This window comes from Snodgrassella sp. W6238H11 (genome assembly GCF_016100525.1).
In the GTDB taxonomy this organism is placed as follows: Bacteria; Pseudomonadota; Gammaproteobacteria; order Burkholderiales; family Neisseriaceae; genus Snodgrassella; species Snodgrassella alvi.
Genome location: NZ_JACFSH010000009.1, coordinates 24,416 through 35,739, shown reverse-complemented (window position 1 = coordinate 35,739; position 11,324 = coordinate 24,416). Strand labels below are relative to the sequence as shown.

The window sequence follows — 11,324 nt, the reverse complement described above, 5'->3', positions numbered from 1 at the left end:
AAATTTTTTCATATTGAAATTCTCCTTAAAAATATCATAGAGAATTTTCTACTTTCTTGCTGTACTATTTTAGGGGATAGTTACAAACTCTTATCCACTGTAAGCTTAAATCCATATTCTTCGGGCTGATATTGAGTTAAAAGGAAACGATTCATACAATCATTAATATCTGTTGAAGTATAAAATGTGTTGCAAAATTTTGAAGAATATTTCTCTGTTAATAGATTGAAATAAATATTATATTGTTTTTGCTCTGGAATTTCAGTGATGTATTTTTGTAATTTAATATTTACTGGTATCTTTTTATGATATATCAATAAAATTAATTCATTAATAAAAGAATTTTTTTCGCTAATTAAACAGTCTGGATAACTGAATTTATCCTCCTGACCAAAGCGGTAAACATCAATATTATCACGTACCCACTCGCATTTTTTATTCACCTCACCTTCCCATTCCTTCTGAAAAATATCAATATTTTTTTTTAAAAGAATTTTAGATAATTTATCTATTATAGTTGAATTATGTTTTATAGTATTATCCATATCAATGAACATCCTCTCTATTGGACTAATAGAACTAAAAACATTGTTACTCATAAATATTAATATAATTAGTAGAATTTTCTTCATTACTATAATTTTTTTTCGAAAAATTTAGCTTCATCTTCTCTTCTTTTTACTAATCCATCTAATTTTTACCTTTAATCATTGATAGATGAATTCCAGCACGCATAAAATAGTTTTTGCACAACTATTCTACAGAATAAACATTTCTATTGGCATATTCATGTCTGTTGATATGTATCAATAAACAGGATATTGTTAAGTATACATAGTCATAAAACCATTGCCATATGATAATAATTATTATTTAATTCCTGCAGCTTTCAATTTATGTCTGTGTTATGAAATCATTGGATTTAAGCCGTTATTATGCTGCATGTTCTGGTTTACCGTTTCAGGATCGCCGGGCTGTCATGCCATTACGCGCAAGTATGCCACTGGCTGCGGAAGATATCGAAAAGCAATGGCAACAATTACAGCTAACTGAACTTACCGGCAATAAAAGGCTGATTTATATTCATATCCCCTTTTGTGATACTCACTGCCAGTTTTGTGGTTTTTACCAGAATCTGCTGCGCAAATTTGATACTGAAGCATATATTGATGCTTTACTAACCGAAATCACTCTGGAAATCAACAATCCGGCATTACAGTCTGCACCCATTCATGCGGTTTATTTCGGAGGTGGTACACCATCCGCTCTGCCTGCCGGTCAGCTAGCCCGGGTAATCAGTTTACTGAAACAGTCTTTACCTCTTGCACCTGATTGTGAAATTACTATTGAAGGACGAATTTCTGATTTCGATGAGGCACGTACAGATAGTTATATAGAGGCAGGTGCAAACCGGTTTTCAATCGGTATTCAGACTTTCGATACCAATATTCGTCAGAAGCTCGGACGCTTATCCAAACGTGAACAGATTATAGAAACATTTGAACGGATTGCCGCTAAAGACAGTGTAGCACTGGTGTGCGATCTGATGTTTGGATTACCCGGGCAGACGCCTCAGAGCTGGCAGACAGATTTAGAACTTGCTGCCGGCCTGCCGCTAGATGGTGTGGATTTGTATGCTCTAAATCTGCTCTCTTCCACACCGCTGGCTAAGCGGGTGGAAAACGGCCAACTTGAATTACCTTCAGTAGCGGATAAATGTCATTTTTATTTACAGGGTGAAGCTTTTTTACGTCGGCAGGGTTGGATGCAGCTAAGTAACAGCCATTGGGCTAAAACCACACGTGAACGAAATTTATATAATCTGCTAATTAAGCAGGGTGCTGATTTCTTTGCATTTGGCTCCGGTGCCGGTGGCCGGCTGGGCGGTCAGTCATTTATGCTGCAACGCGATCTGGCTGAGTACTATACCCGGCTAAAACAAGGCAAAAAACCATTGATGATGCTTACCGGCCAATCTTTACTAGGAGAATGGTTATATCAGCTTCAGGCCGGTATAGAACATGGTCGGGTTGATTTAGCTGCACTGACAACACAGGCTCACTTATTGGATCCGTTACTGGAACAATGGCAGCAGGCAGGTTTACTCGTCAATGATGCACGCTGTCTGTTGCTAACACCATCAGGCCGTTTCTGGTCGAGCAATCTGTTACAGGCTTTGCAGCAATTACTATTGTCTTTGAATAATCCGGAACATCTTGAGCAGCAGGAAAAAATAATGCAGATGCGCCAAAGCGGAAAACACGCGCCAGGGCTTACCGCTGCTCCGTAATATCTCAGCGTCAAAACAGTTTTAATTTAAGGAAATAAAAATGACTGAACAGTCTGCAAGTAATAATCTTAAACTTTTCATGCAAAGTAACCCGGAAGGTACGCTGGAACAGATTGCCCGGCAATATCAGACTAGTTTAACAGCAGTAATTGAAGCCATGCCTGATGCAGTAATGACAGACGGAAGTCAATTTGATACTGTATGGCAGGAAGTGCTTACATGGGGTGAAATTACTTTTCTGGTTCACACTCCGGATATTATTGCTGAATTTTCCGGTGAACTGCCAGCTGGAAAATATGGTGCCGGTTATTTTAATTTGCAGCATAAGCAAGCATTCGGCGGGCATATCCGGGCAGAAAACTGTGCACATATCGCTTTTGTTGAGCGCAGTTTTATGCATATGGCTACCGCGGGAATTATTTTTCTGAACCGTCAGGGTGAAGCTATGTTTAAAATTTTTGTCGGACGTGATGAACAAAGACAATTAAAAGCACAGCAATTAGATAAATTCAGAATTCTGGCTCAACGTTTCCGTCCGGACTAAGGAAAAACTGATGAAAACGCTATTATTGTTCGGGGTGAGCCCCAAAAAAGGCACCGGCTATCAGGTATTACAGCTGGCATTACAACAATCATCTGAATGGCGCTGTGCGGCACTGGTACGCGATGCCGCTTTTGCCGCTGAATTAAACCAGCAGGGTGTGCAGACTGTGGTTGGTGATGCTACCGATGAATCCAGTGTCAAAGAAATATGCCGGCTTGCCGGCACCAATACCATAATTGTCTCTACTCTGGGTGGATCAGCTGGCGCACATTATCTGGCTCAGCGCCTGATTATTGATACAGCTGAACAAGCTGGTATCTCCCGGATGCTGCTGGTTACCTCTCTGGGCTGCGGCGACTCATGGCATACTATGTCTGAACGCGCAAAAACTGCTTTCGGGCATGCTGTACGGGAAAAATCTCTGGCAGAGGTATGGCTGCAAACCAGTAAGCTGAATTATGAAATTCTGCGTCCGGGCGGTTTGTCTAATGGTGACGTTACTGGCACAGGTAAATGTTTTTATCAGCAGGAGGTACATGGTTCTATTCATCGTACTGAACTGGCTAATGTCATTATGCAAAGAATCAGTGCCAGTGTTCTGGACAACCGCATCTATGCAGTCGTTGACCCGGGGTTAACTTCTAACAATAATTAGAGCATATTGGCGCCTGTATGTGGATAACTTAGTTATCCACAGATCAAAACCCACCCTATCTGCAATTAAAAATTGGCAGACATGGTGGGTTTTGTGTACGTACCTTTTTAAAAAAATATCAGGCCTTTTTCACAAAGCACGCTTTAAGCATGATTTTCATGCCGTCAATTTTGCAATCAATTTCATGATCGCCTTCAACCAGACGAATACCTTTAGCTTTGGCACCTTTTTTCAGAACAGTGCTGCTACCTTTAAGCTTAAGGTCTTTAATCAGAATAACGTCGTCACCAGTCGACAACGGATTACCGTTACTGTCTTTAACATCAAGCTCTTGTGATGAGCCGGTATTGCTGGCAGCATCCCATTCGTGTCCGCATTCAAGGCAGACAGTAAAGCTACCATCAAAATAATTCTGTTCGCTGGCACATTGCGGGCAGATTGGAGTTGATTCAGACATGGTTACACCTTTGCGATGGTAAAAGCGGCGATTGTACCTAATTTTGCTACAACTACCACATTTTTATGTACTTGCTCTGCTTTTTTTTGCAGCTTTTGTACAGCTATACTGAATAATATGCCTAATTACGGTATTGCTGAGCTGTTTTTTCTGAACGTTTGAACACCAGTTCATCCTCACTTGATTCATGTGCAGCAAACTGGTAACCATGCTCATTGAATTCATGCAGCATTTTAGGTGAGTGCAGTTTATTGCGTACAATAAAGCGAGTCATCAATCCCATGGCTTCTTTCGCATAAGCATTAACATTCATGTATTTACCCGCTTTTTCATCCAGAAAAACCGGTTTAATTACCTGTGCTTTAAGTTTATCTTTATCTATTGCTTTGAAATAATTATCAAAAGCTAAATCAATGATGGTTTCAGTTTCGATTTGATTCAAATGGCTGGTCAGGGTTTCATGCCAGAAATAATACAAATTAATACTTTTAGGATTCTCCAGACGTACATTCATGCTCAGGCGGTAGGGCTGGATTAAATCCAGCGGACGCAATATGCCGTACAAACCGGAAAGAATACATACAGCGGTTTGCATATAATCCAGTTCATGCAGGGATAAATCACTGACTTTCAAGCTGGTGTAAATATCACCACTATAGGCAAAAATCGCCTGTAAAGCATTATCAGGGGTAAATGGCGTATGCCAGTCCTGAAAACGCTGCTGATTAAGCTCAGCCAGATGCGAGCTGATGTGCATCAATTCCTCCAGCTGTTTCACACTTAGCTGACGGCAATAATGTACTAGCTGTTCGCTCTGTTTAAGAAACTGTGGCTGAGTATACTTTTCACTCAGGCGTGGATTAGCAAAATCCTGACTGGTGGGTGCAGCGATAATGGTTAACATACGGCCTCCTGTTCAATCACTGGTACACATTTATGCTCATCATGGTGAAATAAAATATTATTATCAATCAGATAATGCATAAAAACTCGATATCACCACTTTACCTGAGAAAATATTGTCAGCAGAACACAATAGCCGGAATTTAGCATAATGCTACATATATATTACATTTCAGTAACGTATATGTCTCTCCAGGTAAACACTTTACTGAACCGAAAAACAGATTGCTAACCACAATGGAGAAAATAAAGAAAAAAATTAATTTACTGACAGCCGAAAATAAAAAAACAGGGCTGCACACTGTCAGCCCTGTTTTGCTTTATTTGCTCTGCTTAGAATTCACCGTCAATATCGGCAATACTTACCAGCTTAGCATTAACAAATTCTTTTAAGCCCAGATCCAGTAATTCACGTCCGAATCCGGAACGTTTCACCCCACCGAAAGGTAAGTCAGCTTTTACCATGGTTGGATGATTAATAAATACCATACCAGTATCAATCTGCTGAGCCAGCTGTGCACCACGCTCTTCGTCAGCAGTAAAGATAGATCCGCCCAATCCGTATGGGCTATCGTTAGCAATCTCGATAGCGTGTGCTGCATCTTTAGCACGGTAAATTGAAGAAACCGGACCAAAGAATTCCCAGTGACGTGCCGGATTATCCGGCTGAATATTGGTCAGAATAACCGGCCGGAAGAAACAGCCCTGAGCAGGCATATCCAGCGGGATTTCCTCAGCGTGCGCACCAAGCTTAACTGCTTCATCCAGCTGCTGCTGTAAACCAGTAACGGCTGAGCGTGAAGACAGCGGAGCCAGTGTTGTGGCTGCATCCATCGGATCACCCATGCGCAATTGCTGCACACCCTGACGATACAAACTCAGGAAACGGTCGTATACACCATCTTCTACAATAATACGCTTGGCACTGACACATACCTGACCGGCATTCCAGTGACGTCCGAAGACAGCCCATTTAGCTGCTTTTTCGATATCTGCGTCATTAAGTACGATGAACGCATCTGCACCACCCAGTTCAAGAGTACATTTTTTCACTGCGGCTCCGGCCTGAGCGGCAACAATGGCACCGGCACTTTCAGAGCCAGTCAGCGCTACACCGCGTACACGCGGATCTGCAATAATTTTGGCCAGTTGAGCATGAGTTGGATAGAGATTCTGGAAAGCACCGGCCATTAAACCGGCCTGAAGGAACATCGCCTCCATTTTCGCTGCACACTGAGGTACATTAGAAGCATGTTTCAGCACAATCACATTACCGGCAGCCAGTTGCGGGGCTGCAATACGTGCTATCTGGTAATAAGGGAAGTTCCATGGCTCAACAGCCAGAATAATACCCTGCGGAGCAAATTCAATACGGGCACGATTACCTTTATTGGATGTAACCGGTAACACTTCCGGCTGAAGCTGCCGTTCAGCATTAACTGCATAATATTCAAGAATCTGTGCTGACAGCTCAGTTTCTGCTTTAGCTTCACTAAACAGTTTACCCATTTCCAGTGTGAGTAAACTGGCATATTCTTCAATATTAGCCCGCAGAATATCAGCAGCGTTTTGCAGAATACGCGCACGCTGGGCAAATGTAGTAGTTTTCCACTGATGGAAAGCGGCATCAGCATGATTTAATGCTGCTTCCAGCTCAATATCGGTAGTATCAGAAAATGCCTTTACCTGTTGCTCGGTATAAGGATTGGTACTAGCGTACGCCATATAATTACCTCTCATGAGTAAAAGTTACACCACGGTTACTGCCCTGTTGGCTATTTTTGGTGTGCCGCCGGTACGGGCAGGTTCTGAAACAATTACAGTGTTTACTATGAAGAAATGGTTATGTGCCTGATGTGTGCTGCCGCTGTTAATTATCTTTTGTAAGCCTGATACAGGCTACCGGCAACATTAATTTTCCTGTCTGTTATCACTTTAGCATGATTATGTATTAATTGAGTTTAACAATAATTTACCACAACAGCAAGCGTACCGTAAACTAACAAATTCCAGCATGCTGTCTTAGTGCATTAGTGTATTAGCTAAATACCATAGCAACTGGTATGTGTAAGGATAATAATGCATCACTCAATAATTTCTTCGCAGGCAATAATCGAAATTTTTGTTTCCTGAAACTCTCTTGCAGTAGCAGCACAGCACGCATAAACTGTTTTAACATTTAATCATTCATAAGGATGTACAAATGAGTAAACTGGCGATAGTGTTTTTTTCCGGTTACGGCCATACTCGTAAAATAGCTGAAGCAGCTGCTGCAGATACCGATGCAGTACTGGTTGAAATTGATGCTAATGGTGATCTGGACAATGATCAGTGGCAACAGCTTCACGACGCCAAAGGGATTATTTTTGCCGCACCTACTTATATGGGCAATGTACCCTGGCAATTCAAAAAATTTGCTGATGCCACTTCAGGACTGTGGGCAGAGCGCGCATGGCAAAATAAAGTATTTGGCGGATTTACCAATAGTGCCAGTTTTAACGGTGACAAACAGGTTACGCTTCTCTGGATGCAGACACTGGCCGCACAGCACGGCGGTATCTGGGTAAGTCTGGGACTGTTACCGGCCAATAACAAAGAAGCAGACCGTAATGATATTAATGTACTCGGAGGCTCTGGAGGAGCGCTGATACAAACACCGGCAGATGCCAGCGTGGATGAAATTCCGCGCGGCGATATTGAAACCGTTAAAATCTACGTAGCACGGGTAAGCGAAATCATCAATAAATTAGCTTAATCGTTTTTAAGCTAATTTCGAATTTCAGCCCGTTATCTGTTTTTGCCGGTTAATGGCAGTAACAGATAACAGGCTGTTTAAATAAATATCACCTATTATTAATTAAGCTGATGGTTGTTGTCTGGTTTTCCACCATGAAGCAAGTATAGCAATCATTAAAGCACTAAACACGACAGTCAGTGAAGCAAAAGAAGGAATATGCCACCATTTGGCCACCAGCATTTTGCCGCCAATAAAAGTTAAAACCACAGCCAGCCCGTATTTGAGATAGATAAATTTTTCTACTACATTGGCGAGTAAAAAATACATCGCACGCAGCCCCAGTACCGCAAAGATATTGGAAGTAAAAACAATAAATGGGTCAGTGGTGACGGCAAATACTGCCGGAATACTGTCAACAGCAAAAACAACATCACTTAATTCAATCACAATCAAAGTAAGCAGCAAAGGAGTTGCCATACGCTGACCGTTTTCAACGGTAAAGAATTTTTCCCGGTTTAACTGCGCGCTAACACGCATATGCCGGTGCAGCCAGCCTATCAGCGGATTATCGGCCAGACCTTTATCTTCCGTCTTTTCAGGCAGCATCAGCTTAATCCCGCTATAAAGCAGGAATACACCAAACAGATACAATACCCATTCAAAACGGCTGACCAGTACTGCACCCAGAGCCACCATAATGGCGCGTAGTACAATAGCGCCCAGTACACCGTAAAGCAAAACACGATGCTGGTACTCAGCCGGCACTTTGAAATAACCGAATATCAGAATAAATACAAAAATATTGTCGACTGAGAGTGATTTTTCCAAAACATAACCTGTCAGAAAATCCATCACCGAATCTGCTGCTATAGCCGGACCGGCGGCAGGATTATGTGCCAGCTCAAAATACAGCCAGGCAGCAAATCCGAGAGAGACAGTAATCCAGACTGTTGTCCATAGTAGAGCTTCTTTGGTACTAACCCGATGCACTCCCTCTTTTTTCAATGTAAGCATATCAATTGCAATCATCACAATGACAATCACGATAAATACGCCATAGAATAAAGGTGTACCGACAGAATTCAGCTGTAGCTGCATAAGTTTTTCCTGCTAAATATTTTTATCATAAAAAATCTGGTAACCATACCAGTTATCAGAATCAGCAGTCAGGTAAATGGCTTTATACCGGCTGCTATTCGAACAATAGCATATTCGGCAGAAAAGATAATCCCCCTGCTGATAATTGTTTTAAGCAGATTCTGCATTCCGCCTCTGCCAGGAATTAAGAGAAGATATTCAGAATTATTTTTAGCGGAATAGATAATCTATACCGTACATGATTTTCTGATAGCTAAATATAATAATTCAGTCTGGTTATAAGATTACAAAGCCAGCTTTACTATTTTTCATATCCGGATATAAATTAGTCTGCTGGCAATTTATGTTTTTTGATTTTCGTATCCGGCCTGTTTTCCGGTACTGAACCTTTTAAAACTATAAAACCGGCAAAGTTTAAATAATTAATGATGAATAATAAAAGAAAAACAGGGCTGAACACCCTGTTATGATGATTACTTTCACATTATCTGTTTCAATTTATTTAGCATCACAATCAGATGGTACTAAATGTACACTAAATAATTCTTTATCTTCATCTTTAAAATAATAATGATGATTAATGCCATCCGGAAATGAATTTCTTAATTTCACGAGATCAGGATCTCTATTTTCACAATATTTATTTTTTAAGTTATCACTAGTCATTTTCTGAACATTAGATGATGAGAAATTTTTTTTATTTCCTGTTACTACATATTTATAATCTACTACATTATTTCCAATAGTGAGATCGACCAGCTGGGTAGTTGAGGAAACTCTCATAGGCAGTTGCCGTTTAAGCTCGCTAAAGTAGCTCTGAATAGTATCATCATCTAATTTATTGTTATCAGACTTACTAGCATCTGACTGTACTGCCTCACTACCTGCTTTATTTGGCTCTGCCTGCTTCGAGTTACCACACCCAAAAAGTATCATGCTCAGGGATAATAACAACACTGTTTTCAAAATTTTCATATTTATTTCCATATCTAATACTGGGAATTATTATTATTACAAAAAAATAAATTAACTTACAATATTTAGTATTTTTTATTACTTAATATTCAGGTTTATTCTTTATTCATTAGATATAAATCAAACTTATCTGATTTGCTTAGTTTTATAAATTTCATATGAAATTCGTTTTAATTATTCCGGATTATATTTGAAATATTATTCAGTAGATTGTTCAATAGCAGCATTACATCCGTGTAATTTTTGTTACAGACAAATAACGCCCTGATATAAATATCTATTACATTCTGCCAGATACTATTTCGCCTGAATAGATACGGGATAATTACATTTTTATACTTCTGCAACCCAACTATCACTTATTCTCTTTTATAATCATTCTAATATTCATAGTTACCGCTGCTGATAGTAATTTATCTGTTCAGCTAAAGTAAAAATAAAAAGGAGAAATCGGATGAACACAGCCTCTGTACGTCAGTACTGGCTTCAGTTAACCAGTACCAATCAGCTTTGTCAGTTTATTGATGTTATCCTGCGCAGCTACGGGCAGGTTATGTTGCAAAACAATCCTGTTTCCGGGTTAATCTTTTTAATAGGTATATTATTTGGCAGTTACAGTGCCGGTAAGCCACAAACTGCTCTGGCCTGCTTACTCGCTGTGGTCTGTGCCAATGCAATAGCTTACCTGTACCAGCTTAACCGCAAAGCCTGGCTGCAAGGAATTTATGGTTTCAATGCCTGTCTGATTGGTATCGCCTTATCTATTTTCTGCGAAAATTCATTGTATTTATGGCTAAGTATCATACTTGCAGCCATATTATCAGTATTTATTACACAAGCATTCAGCTCAATATTACAGCAATGGTACTTACCCTGTCTGACAATACCATTTGTGTTGCTTACATGGCTGTATCTATTGGCTACACCATCATTCTCAGTACTGATACGCGAACCGTCTGCTGCATTATCTGCACAGATTTCAAGTTTTAATCTGCTGCATCTAATACCGGATAGTATACTGGGCATTGCCGAAGTATTTTTATTTAACAGCACACTGGTAGGTGTTATTTTTCTGGCAGGGCTGGCAGTCAATTCAATCAGAATGGCTATCTATGCTCTGGCCGGCTCTGTACTGGCCATCGGTATTGCGCTGTTCTATGGCAGTCAGATAGAAATGATCTCTCTCGGACTCTATTCTTTTAATGCAATCCTGACAGCTATCACACTGGCTACTTTCAGTAATAATCAGGATTTTAAAACCAATATTTATATCGTCTTCGGTATTATCTTTACTGTTCTTACTCAGGCAGCATTAGCCACAATACTGAAGCCATTTGCCATACCTGTATTAACCTTACCTTTTGTACTAGTAAGCTGGTTATGGTTATTAACCAATCAAACTTTAAGCCAGCGTTAGCGTTTATCGATTTTATATATTGAATAAAAAAATAAGAAAAATTTGTATTTTTCAGATTCTAAAATTGGATAGGCAACAGAAAACAGCCATCCCGGTTAAATAAGATTAAATCAATGTTTTTTGCTAACTATGAATCATAAAAATGCAAATTCACAATTTTGCGCGGAAATATCAAGAAAGAGTTTCGTAATATGAAAGGTAAATGTATACCCGCTTGAAATAATCAAACCAGTAAAATATTCGAATTT

Annotated in this window: 11 protein-coding genes; 5 read left to right on the top strand and 6 right to left on the bottom strand. The window is 39.9% G+C overall.

The features are described from left to right. Positions 1-80 precede the first annotated feature (80 nt). Positions 81-545 (bottom strand): hypothetical protein, encoded by a 465-nt coding sequence (locus tag H3V00_RS10775; RefSeq protein ID WP_198208026.1) that lies wholly within the window; start codon positions 543-545, stop codon positions 81-83. Positions 546-907: 362 nt separating this feature from the next. On the opposite strand from H3V00_RS10775, the gene hutW reads away from it, so the two are divergent. From hutW to H3V00_RS10760, 3 genes are read left to right on the top strand one after another with little or no spacing between them, the layout of a single operon-like run. Continuing rightward, complete coding sequence (hutW, locus tag H3V00_RS10770) at positions 908-2,290, top strand: heme anaerobic degradation radical SAM methyltransferase ChuW/HutW (RefSeq protein WP_198208028.1); 1,383 nt, start codon at positions 908-910, stop codon at positions 2,288-2,290. A gap of 40 nt (positions 2,291-2,330) precedes the next feature. Then, positions 2,331-2,834 (top strand): heme utilization cystosolic carrier protein HutX, encoded by a 504-nt coding sequence (hutX, locus tag H3V00_RS10765; RefSeq protein WP_025331529.1) that lies wholly within the window; start codon positions 2,331-2,333, stop codon positions 2,832-2,834. 10 nt (positions 2,835-2,844) lie between these two features. Further along, complete coding sequence (locus H3V00_RS10760; protein ID WP_198208030.1) at positions 2,845-3,489, top strand: NAD(P)H-binding protein; 645 nt, start codon at positions 2,845-2,847, stop codon at positions 3,487-3,489. 118 nt (positions 3,490-3,607) lie between these two features. Here the strand turns inward: H3V00_RS10760 and H3V00_RS10755 are convergent, their stop codons facing one another. The 3 genes from H3V00_RS10755 to H3V00_RS10745 all read right to left on the bottom strand — a co-directional run bounded on the left by H3V00_RS10755 (position 3,608) and on the right by H3V00_RS10745 (position 6,574). Beyond that, positions 3,608-3,946, bottom strand: coding sequence for a zinc ribbon domain-containing protein YjdM (locus H3V00_RS10755; protein ID WP_025331531.1), 339 nt, complete (start codon positions 3,944-3,946; stop codon positions 3,608-3,610). Between the two features lie 121 nt (positions 3,947-4,067). Continuing rightward, a complete protein-coding gene (yaaA, locus tag H3V00_RS10750) occupies positions 4,068-4,850 on the bottom strand; it encodes a peroxide stress protein YaaA (protein WP_198208032.1) in 783 nt (260 codons plus the stop codon). 332 nt (positions 4,851-5,182) lie between these two features. After that, positions 5,183-6,574, bottom strand: a complete 1,392-nt coding sequence (locus H3V00_RS10745; RefSeq protein WP_025331533.1) for an NAD-dependent succinate-semialdehyde dehydrogenase — start codon at positions 6,572-6,574, stop codon at positions 5,183-5,185. A 478-nt stretch (positions 6,575-7,052) separates the two neighbouring features. On the opposite strand from H3V00_RS10745, the gene H3V00_RS10740 reads away from it, so the two are divergent. Beyond that, complete coding sequence (locus H3V00_RS10740) at positions 7,053-7,604, top strand: flavodoxin family protein (protein WP_198208034.1); 552 nt, start codon at positions 7,053-7,055, stop codon at positions 7,602-7,604. A gap of 102 nt (positions 7,605-7,706) precedes the next feature. Here the strand turns inward: H3V00_RS10740 and H3V00_RS10735 are convergent, their stop codons facing one another. Together H3V00_RS10735 and H3V00_RS10730 are read right to left on the bottom strand one after the other, a co-directional pair. Beyond that, positions 7,707-8,684 carry a TerC family protein gene (locus H3V00_RS10735; RefSeq protein ID WP_304944951.1) on the bottom strand — a complete coding sequence of 326 codons (978 nt, stop codon included), beginning with the start codon at positions 8,682-8,684 and terminating at the stop codon, positions 7,707-7,709. A 498-nt stretch (positions 8,685-9,182) separates the two neighbouring features. After that, positions 9,183-9,659, bottom strand: a complete 477-nt coding sequence (locus tag H3V00_RS10730; protein ID WP_025331536.1) for a hypothetical protein — start codon at positions 9,657-9,659, stop codon at positions 9,183-9,185. A gap of 454 nt (positions 9,660-10,113) precedes the next feature. On the opposite strand from H3V00_RS10730, the gene H3V00_RS10725 reads away from it, so the two are divergent. Further along, a complete protein-coding gene (locus tag H3V00_RS10725; protein ID WP_198208036.1) occupies positions 10,114-11,076 on the top strand; it encodes an urea transporter in 963 nt (320 codons plus the stop codon). Positions 11,077-11,324 lie beyond the last annotated feature (248 nt).

Coding starts and splice junctions, on each gene's coding strand:
- hutW (WP_198208028.1), top strand. CDS start 908: ATGAAATCATTGGATTTAAGCCGTTATTATGCTGCATGTTCTGGTTTA.
- H3V00_RS10740 (WP_198208034.1), top strand. CDS start 7,053: ATGAGTAAACTGGCGATAGTGTTTTTTTCCGGTTACGGCCATACTCGT.
- H3V00_RS10725 (WP_198208036.1), top strand. CDS start 10,114: ATGAACACAGCCTCTGTACGTCAGTACTGGCTTCAGTTAACCAGTACC.
- yaaA (WP_198208032.1), bottom strand. CDS start 4,850: ATGTTAACCATTATCGCTGCACCCACCAGTCAGGATTTTGCTAATCCA.
- H3V00_RS10775 (WP_198208026.1), bottom strand. CDS start 545: ATGGATAATACTATAAAACATAATTCAACTATAATAGATAAATTATCT.
- H3V00_RS10755 (WP_025331531.1), bottom strand. CDS start 3,946: ATGTCTGAATCAACTCCAATCTGCCCGCAATGTGCCAGCGAACAGAAT.
- H3V00_RS10730 (WP_025331536.1), bottom strand. CDS start 9,659: ATGAAAATTTTGAAAACAGTGTTGTTATTATCCCTGAGCATGATACTT.
- H3V00_RS10745 (WP_025331533.1), bottom strand. CDS start 6,574: ATGGCGTACGCTAGTACCAATCCTTATACCGAGCAACAGGTAAAGGCA.
- H3V00_RS10735 (WP_304944951.1), bottom strand. CDS start 8,684: ATGCAGCTACAGCTGAATTCTGTCGGTACACCTTTATTCTATGGCGTA.
- H3V00_RS10760 (WP_198208030.1), top strand. CDS start 2,845: ATGAAAACGCTATTATTGTTCGGGGTGAGCCCCAAAAAAGGCACCGGC.
- hutX (WP_025331529.1), top strand. CDS start 2,331: ATGACTGAACAGTCTGCAAGTAATAATCTTAAACTTTTCATGCAAAGT.